This is a genomic window from Streptacidiphilus sp. ASG 303 (assembly GCF_020991365.1).
GTDB lineage: Bacteria > Actinomycetota > Actinomycetes > Streptomycetales > Streptomycetaceae > Peterkaempfera.
Genome location: NZ_JAJLRA010000022.1, coordinates 1 through 21,673 on the forward strand (window position 1 = coordinate 1; position 21,673 = coordinate 21,673).

The 21,673-nt window shown below is 77.4% G+C and carries 12 protein-coding genes, 1 other RNA gene and 2 pseudogenes; 12 read left to right on the forward strand and 3 right to left on the reverse strand.

Annotated features, from left to right (window positions below; translation table 11 throughout):
• Both LO771_RS22495 and LO771_RS22500 read right to left on the reverse strand, forming a co-directional pair.
• Positions 1-412 (reverse strand): annotated as a pseudogene (locus LO771_RS22495) (carbohydrate ABC transporter substrate-binding protein); the annotation flags it as partial.
• A gap of 398 nt (positions 413-810) precedes the next feature.
• Positions 811-3,801, reverse strand: coding sequence for an FtsK/SpoIIIE domain-containing protein (locus LO771_RS22500; protein WP_230745564.1), 2,991 nt, complete (start codon positions 3,799-3,801; stop codon positions 811-813).
• 564 nt (positions 3,802-4,365) lie between these two features.
• On the opposite strand from LO771_RS22500, the gene LO771_RS22505 reads away from it, so the two are divergent.
• From LO771_RS22505 to prfB, 3 genes and pseudogenes are all read left to right on the forward strand, one after another.
• A complete protein-coding gene (locus LO771_RS22505; protein WP_230745565.1) occupies positions 4,366-6,312 on the forward strand; it encodes a serine/threonine-protein kinase in 1,947 nt (648 codons plus the stop codon).
• A 127-nt stretch (positions 6,313-6,439) separates the two neighbouring features.
• Positions 6,440-7,705: pseudogene (locus tag LO771_RS22510) on the forward strand (serine/threonine-protein kinase); the annotation flags it as partial.
• 1,076 nt (positions 7,706-8,781) lie between these two features.
• A complete protein-coding gene (prfB, locus tag LO771_RS22515; RefSeq protein ID WP_230745567.1) occupies positions 8,782-9,891 on the forward strand; it encodes a peptide chain release factor 2 in 1,110 nt (369 codons plus the stop codon).
• Positions 9,892-10,030: 139 nt separating this feature from the next.
• Here prfB and LO771_RS22520 read toward each other — a convergent pair whose 3' ends face one another.
• Complete coding sequence (locus tag LO771_RS22520) at positions 10,031-10,225, reverse strand: hypothetical protein (protein ID WP_230745569.1); 195 nt, start codon at positions 10,223-10,225, stop codon at positions 10,031-10,033.
• 346 nt (positions 10,226-10,571) lie between these two features.
• Here LO771_RS22520 and ftsE point away from each other — a divergent pair, with 346 nt between their 5' ends.
• From ftsE to LO771_RS22565, 9 genes are all read left to right on the forward strand, one after another.
• Positions 10,572-11,261 (forward strand): cell division ATP-binding protein FtsE, encoded by a 690-nt coding sequence (gene ftsE, locus LO771_RS22525; protein ID WP_230745571.1) that lies wholly within the window; start codon positions 10,572-10,574, stop codon positions 11,259-11,261.
• 21 nt (positions 11,262-11,282) lie between these two features.
• Complete coding sequence (gene ftsX, locus LO771_RS22530) at positions 11,283-12,191, forward strand: permease-like cell division protein FtsX (RefSeq protein WP_230745573.1); 909 nt, start codon at positions 11,283-11,285, stop codon at positions 12,189-12,191.
• A gap of 156 nt (positions 12,192-12,347) precedes the next feature.
• Positions 12,348-13,766, forward strand: a complete 1,419-nt coding sequence (locus LO771_RS22535; protein ID WP_230745575.1) for a S41 family peptidase — start codon at positions 12,348-12,350, stop codon at positions 13,764-13,766.
• 100 nt (positions 13,767-13,866) lie between these two features.
• Entirely contained in the window at positions 13,867-14,343 is a 477-nt protein-coding gene (gene smpB / locus LO771_RS22540; protein ID WP_230745578.1) for an SsrA-binding protein SmpB, read from the forward strand.
• Between the two features lie 164 nt (positions 14,344-14,507).
• Positions 14,508-14,878, forward strand: a transfer-messenger RNA (tmRNA) gene (ssrA, locus tag LO771_RS22545).
• Between the two features lie 217 nt (positions 14,879-15,095).
• Positions 15,096-16,535, forward strand: coding sequence for a NarK/NasA family nitrate transporter (locus tag LO771_RS22550; protein ID WP_230745580.1), 1,440 nt, complete (start codon positions 15,096-15,098; stop codon positions 16,533-16,535).
• A gap of 274 nt (positions 16,536-16,809) precedes the next feature.
• Entirely contained in the window at positions 16,810-18,057 is a 1,248-nt protein-coding gene (locus LO771_RS22555; RefSeq protein ID WP_230745582.1) for a uroporphyrinogen-III synthase, read from the forward strand.
• Positions 18,058-18,288: 231 nt separating this feature from the next.
• Entirely contained in the window at positions 18,289-18,879 is a 591-nt protein-coding gene (locus tag LO771_RS22560; protein ID WP_230745584.1) for an ABATE domain-containing protein, read from the forward strand.
• Between the two features lie 268 nt (positions 18,880-19,147).
• On the forward strand, positions 19,148-21,517 hold the full coding sequence (locus LO771_RS22565) for a UvrD-helicase domain-containing protein (RefSeq protein WP_255744720.1): 2,370 nt from the start codon (positions 19,148-19,150) through the stop codon (positions 21,515-21,517).
• The last annotated feature ends 156 nt before the right edge of the window (positions 21,518-21,673 follow it).

A 21,673-nucleotide genomic window follows, 5' to 3' on the forward strand; every position in this document is an offset into this window, starting at 1 on the left:
GCACCCCGACCTGGGGCAGGAACGCCACGTCCGGCGCGGCGCCGCCCTGCACCTTGCTGCCCAGGAACGCCGAGACGTTGTCGCCGGTGGGCACGTAGGTCGCCGTCGCGCCGGTGCGCTTCGCGAAATCGTCCAGCACCTTCTTGAACGTCGCCTGCTCCGGACCGGTCCAGATCGCGGCCACGGAGAGGCTCTTCCCGTGCAGGTCGGGGAGGCCGAGCGAGGACGACGGCGCCGTCCCGGCGGCACTGGGGGCGCCGCTCCCCCCGGTGCCTCCCCCGCCGCCGCCGCTGCTGCAGCCGGCCGCCGTGAGCGCCAGGGCCGTGGCGGCCGTGACCGCCAGCACGGTTCGGGTGCGGCCCCCGGTACGGCCTCTGGCGCGGCCGGCGTGCGGACGAATCGTTCGGTTCATGACAGGCTCCTCCCGTGGCCCGTACCGCGGCAGCGCGCGGCCGACGGGAGTGGCGTCGGCACTGACGCGCGGGAGCGGCGCGGACCGTCGCGTCCCCGCACGGTCCTACGCCGGGGCCGGGGCCGTCGCAAGGGCGCGCACGGGGGCTCGCGCCCTCCGTGACCCGAACGTGACGCCCGGCCCCAGGGGCCGTGCGCACCCGACCTACCCCGCCGCGGCGGGATCATGCCCCTGCGGCGGCCCGCCCGCTCCGCCGCCCGCTCCACCGGCCCGCGCCGCCCGCCCGTGCCGTCCACCCGCGCCGCCCGGAAGGCGGGCTGACGGGACGTCTGCCCTCGCCGGCGCCCGGCAGGGGGGCGCCGGCGGGGGCGGACGGCCGTGGCTGCGGGCCGCGGAGGTCAGACCAGCGGCGGTGCCGCCGCGGCGCCGAGGGAGTCCGCCGCGCGCTGGAGGGCGCTCGCCAGCAGGGCCAGGTCCGTCGGACCGTTGCCCAGCTCGCGGACCGGCCGCCGGCCGGGCGGCGCCCCCGCCTGGGACCAGTCCAGCGCCACCACGGTCGGCCGCAGCGTGGCCGTGCGCGGGATGCGCCCGCTCACCCGGGCCCCCTGGAACGCCGTCACCCTGCCGTCGGGCAGGCGCAGGTAGCCGCGGCCGGGGGTGTCCTCCCCGAGCGCCGCCGCGTCCTCCACGTGCACCAGCAGCCGGGAGAGGTCCGGGTCGTCGGTGCGCAGCGCGATCCGCAGCAGGGCCGCCTCGTCCACCTCCGTGCCCGCGGTCCGCTCCGGGCGGCCGGTGGAGACCGCCAGGTGCACGCCGAGCCGCCCGCCGCGCACCGCGACGGCGGCCAGCGCCCGGCCCAGTGCCGCGCGTGCCCGCGCGGACGGGTCGGCGGTTGCCCGTCCGGCCCCCTCCCCGCCGACCAGGGCGTCGACGTCGTCCACCACCACCAGCAGGCGGCCGGTCGGGGCCTGGGCCAGGGCGGCGGGTGCGCCGGCGCCGTTCGGGGCGCCCGCGGACGCGGCCACCGCCCGCACCGGCCCGGCCGCCGTCCGGACGGCGGCCCGGTCCCGCTCGCGGCCGAGCCCCGCGCCCGCGCCCGTGCCCGTGCCCGGTCCCGTGCCGGGGTCGCGGCCGTCCGGGGCGGTCCGCTGCGGCACCAGCCGCACACCGCCGGCCGGGCGGCCCGCCCCGGCGGCCCGCAGCATCCCGTCCGCGTACCAGGCGCCGAAGTCCCTCCCCCGGAGCAGCTCCTCGCGCCGGTCCAGCTCCGCCAGCAGCGCCTCGGCCGCCTCGGCCGTGCGGACCGGGTCGACGTCGGCGCCCAGGTAGGTGGAGACGTGCGGCAGGTCGGTGCAGGCGTACAGCCCCAGCGCCGGGTCGGCGGGCTCCCGGCCCTCGACGACCACGACCGACAGCCGGTCGGGCCGCTCGGCCACGGCCAGCGACGCGACCAGGGTGCGCAGCAGCTCCGTCTTGCCCGAGCCGGGGGCGCCGCCGACCAGCAGGTGGGGGCCGCCGGAGAGCCCGGGGCCGAGCAGTTCGCGGTCGGCGAGGTCCACGGCGCACCGGCCGTCGCGGGCGGTGCCCAGGACGGCGGGGGCCGGGCCGGCGGTCGCAGGCGGCTCGGCCCAGCGTCCGGAGATCTTGGCGGGGGTGACCATGTCCAGGTCGAGCAGGTCCAGCAGCCGCAGCGCGGCGGGCAGCGGGCCGCGCGCGGCGGGTGCGGACTCCCGCAGCGGGGCCAGCGCCCGGGCCAGCCGCTCGGCCCAGGCGGCGGAGACGGCGTCCAGCGCCACCCCGTCGACGGTCTCGCGCCGCGGCCCGGCCGCTCCCCGCACCGGCCGCTCCACCCGCAGCAGGGTGCCGACCTCGCCGCTCACGACGGCGGTCGCGCCCAGGCCCGGCGGCAGCCCCCCGGCCTCCTCGGCCAGGGCGAGCACGTGCACCCCGGCGGCCGCGCCCCGGGCGGCCAGCAGGGCGGCGTCCCGCCGGGCCGCGTCCGAGCCGGGGTCGCCGTCCAGCACCAGCACCGCGGCGGGGCCGCCGTGCCGTACGGGCCCGTCGAGGCGGGACGCCAGCTCGGCGAGGCGGGCGGCGGCCTGGGCGGCGTCCAGCCCCACCAGCAGCCGGCACTCCTGGCCCTGCGACGGCCGCAGGTGCGGCAGCCAGAACGCCCAGGACCACTCCTCGGTGCGGGCCTCCGCCGGGCGCCCCGGATCGGCGCTGACCAGGACGATCTCCAGAGCCGAGGGGGAGTGGAGGGCGGCCAGGCGGGCGACGGCGGCGCGCGCCAGCCCGGCGAGCCGGGGCCGCGGGCCGGCCAGGCCCAGGCTGCCGGCCGCCCGCAGGTCCACGGTGACGGGCACGGCGGGGAGCACCCCGCCGTGGTCGGCGGGGCGGTCGGCGGTGCCGAGCCGCAGCGCGAGGAAGCCGGGGTGGGCCGGCCCGCGCTCCCACAGCAGCGGGCCGCGGTCCAGGGCGGCGAGCAGCAGCGCGGCGGGGTCGGGCTGCCGGGCCCGCAGGGCGGCCGCCTCGCGGGTGCGGGCCCGCGCCCGCTCCTGGGCGGCGGCCCGGCCGGCGGTGCGGGCCTCCTCCGCCGCGCCGCGGCCGCCGCGGCGCAGGGTGTCGCCGATCCGCCGCAGGCCGCGGCCGCGGGCCGGCTCGGGGTCCGGATCCGGTGCGGCGGCGGGGGCCTGCGGCGGGGCGCCCGGTGCGGCCGGGGGCCGGTGCGGCGGCGGTGGGGCGAGCTGCAGGTGCCCCTGGCCGTCGGGGGTGGCCGGGCGCAGGGCCTCCGCGAGCGGTGTGCGCGCCGCCAGGACCAGGGAGGACTCGCCGACCCGCAGCAGGCCGCCGACGGGCACGGGCACCGGCTCGGCGCCCACGGGCGCGCCGTCCAGGGTGGTGCCGTTGGTGGAGCCGGGGTCCGCGGCGGTGACCCAGCCGTCGGGGGAGACGTGCAGCTCCAGGTGGAGGCGGGAGACGTCGGGGTCGTCCAGGGGCACGTCGGCCTCGCCGGAGCGGCCCACCCGGACCCGGCCGGGGTGCAGCAGGTGCACCCCGCCGGCGTCGGGGCCCCCGGCGACCCGCAGCTCGGCGGCGGCCGGGCCGCCCTCCGCGCCGTGGCCGGCGGCGGGCCCGTCGACGGAGAGGACGGCGCCGTCGACCAGCGGGGGGCTGCCCAGCGGGGTGCGCTCGTCGAGCCGCTGCGGGCCCGCGTACAGGTGCACGTGGGTGGCGGTGCGGCCGCCGCGCACCCCGACCGCGCCCGCCAGCGCCCCGGCGACCGCGCCGAGGGTGGTGCCCGCCGGCGCGGTGACGAGCACATCGGCCGCGGGCCCGTCCGTGGACGGCCCGCCGCGCGGCCGGAGGACGGTCAGCCGGATCTGCATGTCGTCCGCGGTCCCTTCTGGTCGTGCGGCGCTGCCCCGTCGGCACGGCGCAGGCCCTCATGACCGCCCGGGCGGGGTCCGTGGGCCGGGCCGCCGCCCGCCGCGGTGCGGCGGTGCGGAGCGGCGCCTCCAACGGGCTGCTCCCGCACGGGTGGTGGCAGCATCCTCCCACCCGCCACGGACAGTACGCGGCCGGTACCGGATTTGATGATCTTGCGACCATTCTCACGCGGTGCTTCACGTGCTGTTCGAGACGCCGGCGGTCCGGGGGGCCTCCTGTTCGAGGACCGGCGCCCCGGGGCGGTGGCGCCGGGGTGCGCCCCGGGGGGACGGCCGGACTTTCCCCCGGCGCACGTCAACCGGAACGCGCCCCCGTGCGTCCTGGTACCCGGGCGGGCGCGCGACCGGACCGGCCCGGCGGCCTTCCCGGGGCGCCGGGGAGAACGGCCCGGTCCCGGCCTTCCCGCGGCGTCGGACACGGTTAGAGTTGCCGGGAACACGGGCCGCCTCCGCACTCGCCGAGTGCGCCGGCCCCGCGGAGTCGGCACGGCGAGGAGCGCACCAGTGCGTCCGGTAGGCAGCAAGTACCTGCTAGAGGAGGCGCTCGGACGGGGCGCCACCGGCACCGTCTGGCGCGGCCTGGTCCGCGACGACGCGGCCGTGCCCGGCACCGTCCCGGGCCAGCGGGTGGCCGTCAAGGTGCTCCGCGAGGAGCTGGCCAGCGACCCGGACGTGGTGATGCGCTTCCTGCGGGAGCGCTCCGTCCTGCTGCGGCTGACCCACCCCAACATCGTCCGGGTCCGCGACCTGGTCGTCGAGGGCGACCTGCTCGCCCTGGTGATGGACCTGGTCGACGGCCCCGACCTGCACCGGTACCTGCGCTCCCACGGGCCGTTCAGCCCGGTCGCGGGCGCCCTGCTCATGGCCCAGGTCGCCGACGCCCTCGCCGCCAGCCACGCCGACGGGGTCGTCCACCGCGACCTCAAGCCCGCCAACGTGCTGCTGGCCACCGCCGCCGACCCGCGCGGCGGCGAGCGGATGCACCCGATGCTCACCGACTTCGGCATCGCCCGGCTCGCCGACTCCCCGGGCATCACCCGCGCCCAGGAGTTCGTCGGCACCCCCGCCTACGTGGCGCCGGAGTCCGCCGAGGGCCGTCCGCAGACCTCCGCGGTCGACGTCTACGGCGCCGGCATCATGCTGTACGAGCTGGTCACCGGCCGCCCGCCCTTCCAGGGCGACGGCCCGCTGCAGATCCTCCACGCCCACCTCTCCCGGGACCCGGAGCGGCCGCGCAGCATGCCCGAGCCGCTGTGGACGGTGGTCGAGCGCTGCCTGCGCAAGGACCCGCGGCAGCGGCCCGGCGCCACCTCCCTGGCCCGGGCGCTGCGGGTGGTGGCGGCCGGTGTCGGCGTCCACTCCTCCCCGGCGCGGATCGACGAGGCCCTGGCGGTCGGCGCACTGCTGCTGCCGGATCCCGACCCGGCGCCGGTGCCCGCGACCGGCGCGCCCTTCGGCGGCCCGCCGGCCGGGGGCGGCCCCGACGCCGACCCGACCCGGGTGCTCGGCCGCCCCGGCGTGCCGGGCGCCGAGGACCCGACCGTGGGCGACGGCGTGCAGTACGACCCGGCGGCGGCCACGCGCCTGATGGGCGCGACCGGCGCGGCGGGCGCCGCGGCGGCCCACGGCTCCGAGGACCGCACCCGCGCCATGCCCACGGCCGGGCCGGGCCAGGGCCAGGGGTACGGCCAGGGCCAGGGGTACGGGCCGGGCCAGGGGTACGGGCAGGGGCAGGGCGGCGGCCAGGGCGACCGCACCCGGGTCATGCCGCCGGTCGGCCCGGACGGCGGCCCGGACGGCCCCCAGGGACCGGGCGGTCCGGGTCAGGACCGGCCGCACCCCTGGCAGACCCAGCTGCGCGCAGCCCGCGACCGCAACCAGCAGACCGAGATCGGGTCCTTCGAGCCCGAGGAGATGCAGCAGCTGCGGCAGCCCCAGGTCGCCCCGCCCCCGTACCAGGGCGGTCCGCGGCAGGACGGCGGCCCCCGGCGCGCCCCCCAGGGCCCTCCCCGGGGCGGGGCCGCCCCGCAGGGGGACCCCCGCCGCGGCGGCGCGCCGCAGTACCGGCAGCAGCCGCAGGCGGCGCCCCCGCCGTACCGGCAGCCCCGCGAGGCCGCCCCCGCGCCGGAGCGCCGGCAGCCCCCCGCGCGCCGTGCCGAGCCGGCCCCGGCGCGCCGGCCCGAGCCCGCGCCTCCGCGCGAGCCCGCCCCGCGCCGCGAGCCCCGGCCGCGCAGCCGCAACCGGATGTACATCCCGGGCCTCGGCTGCCTCAAGGGCTGCCTGATGGTGCTGCTCATCCTGGCCATCGCGGCGGCCGCGCTCTGGAACTTCACCCCGCTGCCCGAGTGGTGGCAGACCGGGCGGCTGTACGTCCACGACACGACCACCTGGATCAGCGACCACTGGGACAGCCTCACCGGGGCGTCCTCCGGGGCGTCCTCCGGGAAGTGACCGCGGGCGTCGATATTGACGCTTTGTCGACTTACGCCCGGTCAACCGCGCCGCGGCGCGACCCGGGCGGCGGTTCTCCGCGTACTTTGGTCGCTGACGCACCGAACCCTCGGCTCACGGAGCAGCATTGGCACGCAAGATCGGCAGCCGGTACACCGTCCACCAGGTGATCGGCCGGGGATCCGCAGGCACCGTGTGGCTCGGCGAGGGCCCGGACGGGCCCGTCGCCGTCAAGCTGCTGCGCGAGGACCTGGCCTCCGACCAGGTCCTCGTCGGCCGCTTCGTCCAGGAGCGGACCGCGCTCACCAGCCTCGACCACCCCCGGGTCGTCGGCATCCGCGACCTCGTCGTGGACGGCAGCGACCTCGCCCTGGTCATGGAGCTCGTCCACGGCACCGACCTGCGCTCCCGGCTGGAGCGCGACGGGGTCCTCGCCCCGCAGGCCGCCGTCGCGATCGCCGCCGACGTCGCCGACGCCCTCGCGGTCGCCCACGCCGCCGGGATCGTCCACCGCGACGTCAAGCCGGAGAACGTCCTCCTCGACCTCGCCTCCTCGCCCGGCCCCGGCGGCGCCCCCCGCGCCAAGCTCACCGACTTCGGCATCGCCCGGCTCGTCGACGCCCCCCGCCGCACCCGGGCCACCCGGATCATCGGCACCCCCGACTACCTCGCCCCCGAGATCATCGAGGGCCTGGAGCCGCGCGCCGCCGTCGACATCTACGCCCTGGCCACCGTCCTGTACGAGCTGCTGGCCGGCTTCACCCCCTTCGGCGGCGGCCACACCGGCGCGGTGCTGCGCCGCCACGTCACCGAGACCGTCCCGCCGCTGCCCGGCCTGCCGGACGGCCTGTGGCGGATCATCGCCGAGTGCCTGTCCAAGGCCCCGGCCTCCCGGCTGCGGGCCACCGAGATGGCCGACCGGCTCCGCGAGCAGCTGCCCTCCCTCGCCGGACTGCCCCCGCTGGCCGTCGCCTCGCCCGGCGGCGACCCCGCGGACGCCGCCCCGGCCGAGGAGGCCGCGCCCGAGGCCGAGCCGCCCGCCGCCCGGCCCCGGCGGCGCGGCGCCGCCGTCCCCCTGGTCCCCGGCCCGCAGCCCGACTCCACCCGCGACACCCACACCTCGCTGCGCCGCCCCAGCGCCGACGAGCTGGCCTCCTTCGCCGCCGCCTCGCGGGCCGAGCGCGAGCGCCGCGGCGCGGCGGGCGCGGCTCCCGGCCGGGCCCGCAGCCACCGCGGCCACCCCGCCGGACCCGGCTCCGTCGTGATGCGCCGCCGCCGGCTGCTGGCCGCGGTGGTCGCCGTCCTGGTGGCGGCCGGGGCGGTCGGCGCCTACGCGGCCCTCTCCGGCGGCGGCGACGACGGGAACGGAGCGGGACGGCCCGGTACCGGGGCCACGGCCACCGGCGCCGCCGCCCCGAACAACGACTCCGGCCAGGGCCGCCGCGGTCCCGGCCTGCCCACCGCGCCCGCGGCTGCCGGCGCCTCCGACGCCGGCTCCGGGGACGAGACCGCGGACCTGCCCCGGTGGGCGTCCTGGCAGACCGTCCCGGCCCCGCCGGCCCCGCTGACCGGGGGCGTGCGGGCGGTGCGGGTCGACGGCTTCACCTTCGCCTTCGCCACCGACCGCGACGGCGGCGTCCGGTACATCACCCGGGGCGGCAGCAGCTTCGGCGGCTGGCGGCTCCTCACCGGCATCCACGTCACCGGCGACCCCGCGCCGGTGGCCATGTCCGACGGCCGGATCGTGCTCTTCGCCCTGGGCACGGACCGGCTGCTCTACCAGCGCACCTACGCGGGCGGCGGCTGGTCCCCGTGGATCCAGTTCGACGGCCGCACCCGGCTCGACTCGCCCCCCGCGGCCGCCGCCGACGACTCCGACGACCGGATCGACCTGGTCGCCAGGATCGGCTCCGACCTGGCCACCGCCTCCTACGTGCACCGCACCTGGAGCGCCTGGGCCACCGTGCCGACCGCCGGGCGGATCACCGGGACCCCCGGGCTGGCCGCCGGCCGCGCCGGGCGGCTGGACGCCTTCGTCGTGCGGGCCGCCGACTCGGCCGTGCTCCGGGTCACCGCGCTGCGCGGCGCCTGGCACCCCGCCGAGCCCGTGCCGGGCCTCGGCGGCGGGGAGCGCGCCGAACCGGCCGTCGCCGACGACGGCGGCCTGTACGTCTTCGGCCGCGGCACGTCGGGCGGCCTCGCCGTCGCGGCCTCGCACTCCGGCGGGCGGGCCTGGCGCACCGGCGCCGTCCCGGGCCCCGGCGCGGCCGGGCGGTACGCCCCCGGCCCCGTCGCGGAGGGCGGGCGGATCGGCCTGTTCGCCCGCACCGGGAAGGGCACCCTGCGGTACGTCCGCACGGTCTGACCACCGCGGCGCCCCGGCGCGCCCCGCCCCTGCCGGGCCGCCCCCGCGGACCCGGCCGGGGTGGTCGGCGGCCGGTTCGGCCGCGGAGCCATTACGCTGGGGGCGTGGCAGCAGTCGATCCTTCCGAAGAGCTCAAGTCCCTCGAGTCGACCATGGGGTCGATCGAGGCCGTCCTCGACCTGGACAAGATCCGGGCCGACATCGCGCGCCTCGAGGAGGAGGCCGCCGCGCCGGACCTCTGGGACGACCTGGCGAACGCGCAGAAGGTCACCAGCAGGCTCTCCTTCCTGCAGGGCGAACTGCGCAGGGTGGAGACGCTGCGCCGGAGGATCGACGACGTCTCGGTGCTCTTCGAGCTCGCCGAGGCCGAGGACGACGCCGACACCCGCACCGAGGCCGAGAACGAGCTCGCCGCCGTCCGCAAGGCGGTGGAGGAGCTGGAGGTCCGGACCCTCCTGTCCGGCGAGTACGACGCCCGCGAGGCCCTGGTCAACATCCGCGCCGAGGCCGGCGGCGTCGACGCGGCGGACTTCGCCGAGCAGCTGATGCGCATGTACCTGCGCTGGGCCGAGCGCCACGGCTACCCGACCGAGGTCTACGACACCTCCTACGCGGAGGAGGCCGGCATCAAGTCGGCGACCTTCGCCGTCAAGTCGCCGTACGCCTACGGCACCCTCTCCGTCGAGCAGGGCACCCACCGCCTGGTCCGCATCTCGCCCTTCGACAACCAGGGCCGGCGCCAGACGTCCTTCGCGGGCGTCGAGGTGCTGCCGGTGGTCGAGCAGAGCGACCACGTGGACATCGACGAGTCCGAGCTGCGGGTCGACGTGTACCGCGCCTCCGGCCCCGGCGGCCAGGGCGTCAACACCACCGACTCGGCGGTGCGGATCACCCACATCCCGACCGGCATCGTGGTCTCCTGCCAGAACGAGCGCTCCCAGATCCAGAACAAGGCGAGCGCCATGAACGTCCTCCAGGCCAAGCTGCTGGAGCGGCGCCGCCAGGAGGAGCAGGCCAGGATGGACGCCCTCAAGGGCGAGGGCAGCTCCTGGGGCAACCAGATGCGGTCCTACGTGCTGCACCCGTACCAGATGGTCAAGGACCTGCGCACCGAGTTCGAGGTCGGCAACCCGCAGAGCGTGCTGGACGGCGACATCGACGGCTTCATCGAGGCGGGCATCCGCTGGCGCAAGCAGCAGGAGGTCTCCGCCTGACCGAGGCCTCCCGCCCGGTCGAGGGCGGTGGGCCGGTGCGGGCGGTGGACGTGGCGAAGGCCCCGGGGCGGATGCCCCGGGGCCTTCGGCGTGCACGGGAGGGGGACGCCCGGCGGGCGTCGGCGGGGGTCGGGCGGGCTCAGGCGAAGGCGTGCCGCGCCACGACCAGGACGGCGATCATCGCCGCCAGCAGGGCGACCAGGGTCGCGGGGGAGACGGCCGCGAACGGGTTCTGCTGCTGCTGCAGCCGTGCGCGGTTGGCCCGGCACACCGGGCACCGCCCCTCGCTCACCGGTCCCGCGCAGTTGGCGCACACCAGACGGTCGCATGTCATGCGATCTCCTCCTCATCCTGCCAACGCGCCGGGCAGCCGGTTCTGTTCCCTGTCTTCCCCGGAGACGGCTGGGAGGACCCTTCGGTTCACCCCCTCCACTGTGCCAGGTTCCGGCGCCCGGAGCCCCCCTGCCCCGCACCTTCCGGGGGCGGGCGCCGGGGGCGTGCGCCGCACGGCCCGCAGGCCTGCGGGGCAAAGGCGGTTTTCCTCCCTTTTTGACCGTGAACTCCCCCACCTTTGCCTCGGCCGCGCCTGCACTCACCCGCGCCGTTCGCGTATGGTCCACCACCGGGGGAGCGGTGGACGCCGCTCCTGTCCTCCTAGACTGGCGAACCGTGATGCAGCCGTGATCAGATTCGACAACGTCTCCAAGACCTACCCGAAGCAGAACCGACCGGCCCTGGACAACGTCTCCCTGGAGATCGAGAAGGGCGAGTTCGTCTTCCTCGTCGGGTCGTCCGGCTCCGGGAAGTCCACCTTCCTGCGGCTGATCCTCCGCGAGGAGCGTCCGAGCCAGGGCGACGTCCACGTGCTCGGCAAGGACCTGGGGAAGCTCTCCAACTGGAAGGTCCCCCACATGCGGCGTCAACTCGGCACCGTGTTCCAGGACTTCCGCCTGCTGCCGAACAAGACGGTGGCTCAGAACGTGGCCTTCGCCCTGGAGGTCATCGGCAAGCCCAAGGGCGCCATCCGCAAGGTGGTGCCCGAGGTCCTCGACCTGGTCGGCCTGGCCGGCAAGGAGGACCGCATGCCGGGCGAGCTCTCCGGCGGCGAGCAGCAGCGCGTGGCCATCGCCCGCGCCTTCGTGAACCGGCCCATGCTGCTGATCGCGGACGAGCCCACGGGCAACCTCGACCCGCAGAACTCGGTCGGCATCATGAAGCTGCTCGACCGCATCAACCGGACCGGCACCACCGTGCTCATGGCCACCCACGACCAGGCCATCGTCGACCAGATGCGCAAGCGCGTCATCGAGCTGGACAAGGGCCACCTGGTCCGCGACCAGTCGCGCGGCGTGTACGGCTACCAGCACTGACCGCAAGCAGCAAAGGACATCATGAGAGCCCAGTTCGTCGTCTCGGAGATCGGTGTAGGACTCCGACGCAACCTGACGATGACCATCGCGGTCGTGGTGAGTGTGGCGCTCTCGCTCGCCCTCGCGGGTGCGAGCCTCCTCGTCCGCGACCAGGTCGACTCCATGAAGGGGTACTGGTACGACAAGGTGCAGGTCGCGGTGTACCTCTGCAACAAGGGGGACGCCAAGACCTACGCCTCCTGCGCGGGCGGCGCCGCCACCGACCAGCAGAAGGCCCAGATCAAGGCCGACCTGGAGAAGCTCCCGGTCGTCGAGAAGGTCATCTTCGAGAACCGGCAGGGCGCCTACCAGCACTGGAAGGAGATGAACCCGGACAACCCCCTCGCCAAGGTCGTCGGCGCGGAGGGCCTGCCCGAGTCCTACCAGGTCAAGCTGAAGAACCCCGAGCAGTACGACGTCATCGCCAGCGCCTTCGCCGGCAAGGCCGGCGTGCAGTCCGTCTCCGACCAGCGCCGCATCCTCGACAACCTCTTCGGGCTGCTCAACGGCCTGCAGACGGTGGCCTTCGGGGTGATGTCGCTGATGGTCTGCGTGGCGCTGCTGCTGATCGTGAACACCGTCCGGGTGTCCGCCTTCAGCCGGCGCCGGGAGACGGGCATCATGCGCCTGGTCGGCGCCTCCAACTTCTACGTGCAGATGCCGTTCATCGCGGAGGCGGCGTTCGCCGCGCTGCTCGGTGCGGGCCTGGCCTCCGGCCTGCTGCTCCTGGGCAACGTCTTCGTGCACTCCTGGCTGCAGCAGCGCGTGCAGTTCATCCACTTCATCGGCCTGCCCGAGGTCATGCGGGTCATCCCGCTGCTGGTGGTGATCGGCATGGCGATGGCCGCGGTCGCCGCGTTCTTCACCCTGCGGAAGTACCTGAAGGTCTGACCCCCGGGGGTTCACCCCCGCACCCGCCCCAGGCGCCCCACCGGGCCCGGGCCGCCCGTGCCGGCGGTCCGGGCCCGGTCACGTACGGTGACGTTCCCCACCTTCCGTGACGCAGTGCCCCGATACGGGCCTTTTCCTGGCCTACACTCCAGATCCATGTCCGGTACGTCTCGACGGATGCGCCAGGGGGCCACCCTGTCGCTGGTGTTCGGCGCGGTGCTCGCCACCGGGGCCGCCACCGGCGCCTGGGGGCAGGCCCCCGGCGGCATCCCCGCCCCCCGCCAGGGGGCCCCGGCGCGCCCCGCCGACCCCGTGGGGCTCGCCGGCGGACTCGCCGGGCAGGCCGTCCCGCCCGCGCAGGCGCGCCGCCTGGTCGAGGAGAGCGGCGACCGGTGGGCCGCCTACTACAGCCCCGAGGAGTACGCGGACTTCTCCCGGAGCCTGGACGGCGAGTACGTCGGCGTCGGCCTGTGGGTGCACCGCGAGCAGGACGGCGGCGTCGCCGTCACCCGCGTCGGGCCGGGCACCTCCGCCGACCGCGCGGGCATCCGCCCCGGCGACCGCCTGCTGCGCATCGACGGCGAGCCAGCGGGCGCCATGCCGGTGACCGAGGTCGTCGCCCGGCTGCGCGGCAGCACCGGTGCCGGCACGGACGCCGACGACACGGACACCGCCGACGGGGCGGGCACCGCCGACGGGACGGGTACCGCCGGCACGGACGCCGACGACGCGGGCCCTGCCGGTACGGGCACCGCCGGCACGGACACCGCCGACGGCCCGGACGGCGCGGGCCGCCACGGCGGCGCGGACGCCGCGGCGGGGCGGGCCAGCCGCCAGGACCCGGCCGGCCGCAGCGCCGACCTCGCCGCCCCCGCCGGACGCCGGGTGGGCTCCACCGTCACCCTGGCCGTGCGGCGCGGCGACGCGCCCGTCCGCGAGGTCGTCCTGCGCCGGACGTTACTGGCCGCCCACGACGTCGCGGTCGACCACCCGGGGCCCGGCGTCACCCGCATCGCCGTCCACGCCTTCACCTCCGGCGTCGGCGACGAGGTCGTCGCCGCCGTCCGCCGCGCCGCGGCCCGGCCGGCCCGCGACGGCGGGGGCCTCCTCCTCGACCTGCGGGGCAACTCCGGCGGCCTGGTGGCCGAGGCGGTCAGGGCCGCCTCCGCCTTCCTGGACGGCGGCCCCGTCGGCACCTACCGGGTCCGCGGCAGCGACCGCGACCTCGTCGCGGAGTCCGGCGGCGACACCCGCACCCCGCTGGTCGTGCTGGTCGACGGCGGCACCATGAGCGCCGCCGAACTCCTCACCGGCGCCCTCCAGGACCGCTGCCGCGCCGTGGTCGTCGGGTCCCGCACCTTCGGAAAGGGCACCGTGCAGGAGCCCAGCCGGCTGGCCGACGGCTCCGTCCTGGAGCTCACCGTCGGCCGCTGGTACACCCCCGGCGGCCGCTCCCCCGACGGCACCGGCATCGAGCCCGACGTCTCCGTCCCCGCCGGCGAGGGGCCGGGCCGGGCCGACGAGCTGGCGCTCGCCGTCCTCTCCGGCCTCGGCGGCCCGGGGGGCCGCCGGTAGCGGGCCCGGTGGCGGCCGACCCCGCCGCAGGCCCGGTGGCGGCGGACCCGGCGGTAATGGACTCCCGTCCGGCCCCGCCGGATGCGACAATGTGCGCGCTATGGCAAAGGAAAAGGGACACAAGCTCGTCGCGCAGAACAAGCGCGCCCGGCACGAGTACACCATCCTCGACACCTACGAGTGCGGGATGGTCCTCACCGGCACCGAGGTGAAGTCGCTCCGCGAGGGCAGGGCGAACCTCACCGACGGGTACGCCTACATCAGCGGCCACGAGGCGTGGGTCGACAACCTCTTCATCCCCGAGTACACCCAGGGGACGTGGACCAACCACGCGGCGCGCCGCAAGCGCAAGCTGCTGCTGCACCGCGACGAGATCCGCAAGCTGGAGGCGAAGACGAAGGAGACCGGCCACACGCTGGTCCCGCTGTCACTCTACTTCAAGGACGGCCGGGCCAAGCTGGAGGTCGCGGTCGCGGTCGGCAAGAAGCTGTACGACAAGCGGCAGGCGCTGCGCGAGAAGCAGGACAAGCGCGAGGCCGCCCGCGCCGTCGCCCGCGCCAACCGGCGCACCGGCTGACGGCGGCGCCGCACCGCCGTCCGCGCCCCCGGCCTGCGGGGGAGCGCCGGGCGCGGCCCGCCGCCGGCGGGGAATGCGCTGGACCCCTCCGGCGTTGACCCGTACGATGGCAGTGCGCCGGAGGTCCCGCGAGGGTCCGCCGGAGCTCTTTGAGAAGTCAACATGGGGGTGATCGGTTTCGACTGGGGATGTCGAAACAGGGGAAGCGAGCCGAGGAACGCGGCAATGATCTCGTTAACCATCTGCCGCAAACAAATAATCGCCAACACCAAGCGCGATTCCTTCGCCCTCGCTGCCTGAGCAGCGAGCCTGAAGGTGTCAGACCGGGTCTGTTCCCGCCCCGGATCCTGGCATCAGCTAGGGAACTCACCGTTCTTCCCGGTCGCGGGGTAGTTCGGGACAACAAACAGTGACTGAGCCCGTCGGCAGCTTGTCCGTGTGACTGCCGGGGCTGAGAAAAGCACAGCGGACTGCGCTCGGAGAAGCCCTGAATCAACTCCACAGGACCCGGGTTCGATTCCCGGCACCTCCACCACACCCATGTACGCGAAGGCCGCCGTCCGCTCCGGACGGCGGCCTTCGCGTGTCCCGGGGCCGCCGCGCGCTTTTCCCCGCGCGCCCGGCTCACAGGCGGTGCGGGCGGCGGGTGAACGGACGGTTCCGCAGGCTTCACACGCCGCCACGGGCCCGAAACGGCGGGCTCCTAGCGTCGGAGCGTCGGAGGACGCCCAGGACGCACACGGGAGACGCTCATGACCACGGGCACGGGCACGAGTACGGACACAGGGGCGGGCGCGGGCGCCGCGGGCACGCCGGCGGCGCGCCGCGGCGGCCGCCGGATCCAGGAGTGGGACCCGGAGGACGAGGCGTTCTGGGAGCGCACCGGGCGGCGCACCGCCCACCGCAACCTGGCCTTCTCCATCCTCTCCGAGCACATCGGCTTCTCCGTCTGGAGCCTGTGGTCGGTGATGGTCCTCTTCATGGGGCCCGCCTACCACGTCGACCCGGCGGGCAAGTTCTTCCTGGTCGCGGTGCCCACCCTGGTCGGCTCCTTCGTGCGGATCCCGTACACCTTCGCGGTGGCCCGCTTCGGAGGCCGCACCTGGACGGTCGTCTCCGCGCTGCTGCTGCTCCTGCCGGCCGGCGCCGCCGCCCTGGTGATGGAGCCCGGCACCCCGTACACCGTCTTCCTGCTGGTGGGCGCGCTCACCGGCCTCGGCGGCGGCAACTTCGCCTCCTCCATGACCAACATCAACGCCTTCTTCCCGCTGCGCCGCAAGGGCTGGGCGCTCGGCCTGAACGCGGGCGGCGGCAACATCGGCGTCCCGGTCGTCCAGCTGGTCGCCCTCGCGGTGATCGCGACCGCAGGGGCCGGGCACCCCCGCATCGTGCTGGGGGTCTACATCCCGCTGATCGTGGTCGCCGCCGTCTGCGCCGCGCTCTTCATGGACGACCTGGCCCCCGTCAGGGCCGACACCGGCGCCCTCCGCGAGGTGGTCCGGGAGCGGCACACCTGGATCATGTCGGTGCTCTACGTCGGCACCTTCGGCTCCTTCATCGGCTTCAGCTTCGCCTTCGGCCTGGTGCTGCAGAACCAGTTCGGCCGCACCCCGCTGGAGGCCGCCCAGCTCACCTTCGTCGGCCCGCTGCTCGGGTCGCTGGTCCGCCCGGTCGGCGGCCGGCTGGCCGACCGCCGGGGCGGCGCCCGGGTCACCTTCTGGACCTTCGGGGCGATGGCCGCCGCGGCCGGCACGGTGCTGTACGCCTCCTCGGTGAGGTCGCTGCCGGTCTTCCTGGCGGGCTTCACCGGCCTCTTCGTCTTCTCCGGGATCGGCAACGGCTCGACGTACCGGATGATCCCCGGCATCTTCCGGGCCGAGGCCGACGCCCGCGCCCTCGCCGACGGCGGTACCGCCGCGCAGGCCGCCGCCCGGGCCCGCCGCCTGTCCGGGGCGGCGATCGGGGTGATCGGCGCGGTCGGCGCCCTCGGCGGCCTCCTCATCAACCTCGCCTTCCGGCAGTCCTTCCTCACGGAGGGGACCGGCTCCCCGGCGTTCGCGTCCTTCCTCGCCGCCTACGCCGTCTGCTCCGCCCTCACCTGGGCGGTCTACCTCCGCAGGCCGGCCGCCTCCCCGGCGCCCGCCGCAGGGGAGGGGGCCGACCCGGCGCGCCCCGCCCTCGCCGAGGTCTGAGAGGGCCCCCGCCCCGGGGCACCGGGCCACGGACCCCGCGGCCCACGGACCCCGGGGCCGCGGCCCGCCGGGGCGCGTCCCCGCCCGCGGCCCGTACGGCGGACCCCTCCCGCCGTACGGGCCCCGCCCGGGCGCAGCGGTGAAACAGCCGTGAAACCACGGCGACCCGCCCGCGACACCGACGCGGGGCACGATGCGCGCAGGCCCACCGCCGGAAGACCGCCGTTCCTGAGGCGTACGACCGCCAGGGACCCGTACCGATGGGAAAGCCCCGATGCCCGGTCGCCCACCGCCGCCCCCCGCCGACGAGGCGCGCCCGGCCGTCCCGCCGCTCGCCGGGTTCACCGTCGGGGTCACCGCCGCCCGGCGCGCCGACGAGCTGGCCGCCCTCCTCCAGCGCCGGGGCGCCGCCGTCCTGCGGGGGCCGGCGCTGCAGATCGTCCCGCTCCCCGACGACGCCCGGCTGCTCGCCGCCACCCGGGACCTGGTCGACGACCCGCCCGACGTGGTGGTCGCCACCACCGGCATCGGCTTCCGCGGCTGGATCGAGGCCGCCGACGGCTGGGGCCTCGGCGACGGCCTGCTGGACCGGCTCGGCCGGGCCGAGCTGCTGGCCCGCGGCCCCAAGGCCCGCGGCGCCATCCGCGCCGCGGGCCTGCGCGAGGAGTGGTCGCCCTCCTCGGAGTCCTCCGTCGAGGTGCTGGAGCGGCTGCTGGCGGAGGGCGTCGACGGCCGGCGCATCGCCGTGCAGCTGCACGGCGCCCCGCTCCCCGACCTGGCCGCGTCGCTGCGGGCGGCCGGCGCCGAGGTGGTCGACGTCCCCGTGTACCGCTGGGAGCCGCCCGCCGACCCGGCGCCGCTGGACCGGCTGCTCGACGCCTGCTGCGCCGGCGCCCTCGACGCCGTCACCTTCACGAGCGCGCCCGCCGTCCTCGGCCTGCTCGACCGGGCCCGGGAGCGGGGCCTCACCGCCGGGCTGCTGCACGCGCTGCGCCGCGACGTCCTCCCGGCCTGCGTCGGACCGGTCACCGCGGCCCCGCTGGACGCCCTGGACGTGCCCGCCGTGCGGCCGGGGCGGATGCGGCTCGGCGCCATGGTGCAGACCCTGGCCGCCGAGCTGCCCGCCCGCGCCCGCCGGCTCTCCGCCGCCGGGCACCGCCTGGAGCTGCGCGGCCGGGCCGCCCTGGTCGACGGCGTGCTGCGCCCCGTCCCGCCCGCCGGCATGGCCCTGCTGCGCGTCCTCGCCCGGCGGCCCGGCTGGGTCGTGCCCCGGGCCGAGCTGCTGCGCGCCCTGCCCGGCGCGGGCGGCGACGAGCACGCCGTGGAGACCGCCGTCGCCCGGCTCCGGGCGGCCCTGGGCGTGCCCGGGATCGTGGCCACGGTGGTCAAGCGCGGCTACCGGCTGGCGGTCGACCCGGTCGCCGACCCGGGGGAGACGGGGGAGGCGTGCGGGCCGGGCGGAGGCAAGTACGCCGGGTCCGCGCCCGCCGTCACCGGTCCGCGCCCGGCACACCGCCCCTGACCCGGGCCCGGCGCGCCCGACCTGTGCGCGCCCGGCGCACGGCGGGTCCTGGCCGCCGCCCGTACGCCCCCCGCTCCTCCCTCGGAAGCCGTCGCAGGCCCCCGTGAGCCCCCCGCGAGCCGCGGCGCCCGTCCCCGGGCCCCCGCCTCCGTCCGCCTGCTGGCCCGGCGCGCCTCCGTCGGGCACGCTGGACGGGAGGGACCACCGGCGGGCGGAAGGACGCGGTGAGCCATGGCGGCGTCGTCGTACGGACTGCGGTTCGACACCGGCCGGACCTGCCTCGACCTGCTCACCACCGCCGGCCGCGGACCGGGACCCGGGCCCGCCGACCTGCTGGGCAGCGCGGCGGGCCTCGCCCGGTGGCTGGTCGGCGCCGGGCTCGTGCCGCGCGGCGACCCGCCCCTCGCGGTCGACGACCGCTGGCTGGAGCGGTTCACCGCCCTGCGCGCCCTGCTGCACCGCATGGTGCACGCCGCCCTCGACGGCCGCACCGACCCCGCCGACGTGGAGCGCCTCAACGTCCTGTGCCTGCCCCCCACGCCCGTCCCCCGGCTCGTGCTGGGGCCGCACGGGGAGCCGGTGCGGCGCCTCGCCGCGCCGGCCGGCTGCGGCGGGCTGCTCTCCGCGGTCGCCCGCGACGCGGCGGACCTCCTCACGGACCCGGCGACGGTGGCGCGGCTGCGGCAGTGCGAGGGCGAGGGCTGCGACCTGGTGTACGTGGACACCTCCCGCGGCCACCGCCGCCGCTGGTGCTCCGGCGCGGCCTGCGGCAACCGCGAGCGGGTCGCCCGCCACCGGCGGCGCGCCCTGGGGCCCGCCTGACCGCTCCCGCCCGCCGCACGCCGTCCGCCCGCCGCCCGTCCCCCCGGCACGGACCCGCCCGCCGCACACGCCCCGGCGGGCCGCGGCCGGGCCCGGTGCGGTGTCGGGCCCCTGCGCGGCGTAAGATCTTCCGTCCGCTGCTTCCGCACCCGGCGGACGAACGGGGGGAATCCGGGCGGTCGGCCGCGCGTTGACCACCCGGCGCGGCACCGCCGCACACCACCATCGGCACAGCACAGTCCGCAGGACGCGTACGACAGGGGGCTCCTTGGGCGCGCACGGCACAGCCCGGCACACCACCACGACCGTCGACACGACCGCCCGCACGGCCGCACCCGGGGCCGCCGGCACGGACCCGGCCGCGGCCGCGACCCCGGCCGCCCCGCACGAGACCGTCCGCGACCGCGAGATCGCGGAGGAGCAGCGGCACCTCGACGTGGTCTACCGCCGGCTGGAGGAGAAGCTCGCCGAGGCCGAGTACCTGCTGGAGGACGCGGCGAAGCGGGTCCAGGTCGGCACGCCCGGCGCCCTCGCCGAGCGCGACGCCCAGGTGTACCGCGCGGGCGCCCACCTGCACCGGCTCAACAGCGAGTTCGAGGACTTCCTCTTCGGGCGGATCGACCTCCAGCAGGCCGACCGGCCCGAGGAGCACGGCATCCCCTCCCAGACCCCGCTGGACCCCGACGACCCGGCCATCGCCGAGACCCTGCACATCGGCCGCCTCGGCGTGCTCGACGCCGAGTACGGCCCGCTGGTGATCGACTGGCGGGCCCCCGCCGCCGCGCCGTTCTACCGGGCCACCCCCCGGGAGCCCGGCCGGGTGGTGCGCCGCCGCGTCATCCGCTCCAAGGGCCGCCGCGTCATCGGGGTCGAGGACGACCTGCTCCGCCCCGACCTGCCCACCGACCTCGCCGTCGTCGGCGACGGCGCGCTCATGGCGGCGCTGGGCCGGGCCCGCTCGCACACCATGCGGGACATCGTCTCCTCCATCCAGCGCGAGCAGGACGAGGTCATCCGCGCCCCCGCCGCGGGCGCCACCCTGGTCACCGGCGGCCCGGGCACCGGCAAGACCGCCGTCGCCCTGCACCGCGCCGCGTACCTCCTCTACCAGGACCGCCGCCGCTACGCGGGCGGCATCCTCGTCGTCAGCCCCACCCCGCTGCTGGTCTCCTACACCGAGGGCGTCCTGCCGTCGCTCGGCGAGGAGGGGCAGGTCGCGATCCGGGCGGTCGGCAGCCTGGTGGACGGGGTCGAGGCCACCACCTACGACACCCCGGAGGCCGCCCGCATCAAGGGCTCCTCCCGGATGGTGCCGCTGCTGCGCCGCGCCGCCCGCGCCGCCCTCGACGGCCCGGCGACCCCGTCCGAGCTGCGCGTGGTCGCGCTCGGCGAGGTGCTGCGGCTGGACGCCGCCCGGCTGCGGGACGTCCGCCGCACCGTCCTCGGCGGCACCACCCCGGTCAACCTGCTGCGCCCCCGCGCCCGCCGGCTGCTGCTGGACGCCCTGTGGTCGGAGGCCACCCGGCACCGGCCGAAGCCCGCCGACCGGGCCGAGCGGGAGCGCCGGCAGGAGGAGCGGGAGTCCTTCGACGAGTACGTCGCCGACCTGGACTCCTTCCAGGACTTCCTCGCCGCCTGGTGGCCCGACCTCACCCCGCGGCGGGTCCTCGCGGTGCTGCGCAGCACCCGCACCCTGGGGCGGCTCGCCCGGCGCCTGCTCTCCCCGGAGGAGGTCCGGGTCCTCGCGGCCTCCTGGCGGCACCTCGCCGACGACGGGACCGGCGCGCTCTCCGCGCACGACGCCGCCCTCGCCGACGAGCTGCGGCTGCTGCTCGGCGAGCCCGCCCGGCCGCGGGTCCGCGAGGCCGACCCCCTGGACCAGCTCACCGGCCTGGACGAGGTCACCACCCAGGCCGACCGCATGTCCCGCTCCCGGTCCCGCCGCGAGGGGCCGGCGGAGCGCACCGAGTACGCCCACGTCATCGTCGACGAGGCGCAGGACCTCACGCCCATGCAGTGGCGGATGGTCGGCCGCCGGGCCCGGTACGCGACCTGGACCATCGTGGGCGACCCTGCGCAGTCCTCCTGGCCGAGCCCGGAGGAGGCCCGGGAGGCGATGGACGAGGTGCTGGGCGGCAAGCCGCGCCGCCGCCACACCCTCACCACCAACTACCGCAACCCGGCCGAGATCGCGGAGGTCGCCGCGCGGGTGCTGGCGCTGGCCGCGCCGGGCACGCCGTCGCCGGAGGCCGTCCGCTCGACCGGCGTGGCGCCGCGCTTCACGGCGGCGGGCGGCGCGGACGGTGCGTTCGCGGCCGCGGCCCGCGCCGAGGTGGAGCGGCTGCTCGCCGAGGTGGACGGCACGGTCGCGGTGGTGGTCCCGATGGACCGGCGGGCCGAGGCGGCGGCCTGGATCGAGGGTCTGGGCGACCGCGCCGTGGCGCTGGGCAGCCTGGAGGCCAAGGGCCTGGAGTACGACGCGACGGTGGTGGCCGACCCGACGGGCATCGCGGGGGAGTCCGAGGCCGGGCTGCGGGTGCTGTACGTGGCGCTGACCCGCGCCACCCAGCGGCTCACCGTGCTGTCGGGGCCGGACGACCTGCCCGACAGCGAGGGCGTGCCGGCGCTGCTGCGCTGAGGCGCCCGCCGCGCCGGGCCGCCGTCCGCGGGTGTCGTCCGCGGGGGCTGCGGGGAGGGGCGGGGAGAGCACGGAGGCCGGGTCCCCGAGGGGACCCGGCCTCCGCCTGGTCTGCGACACCGACCCGCCATGCTCGCCTCGCGGCAAGTGGTCGCT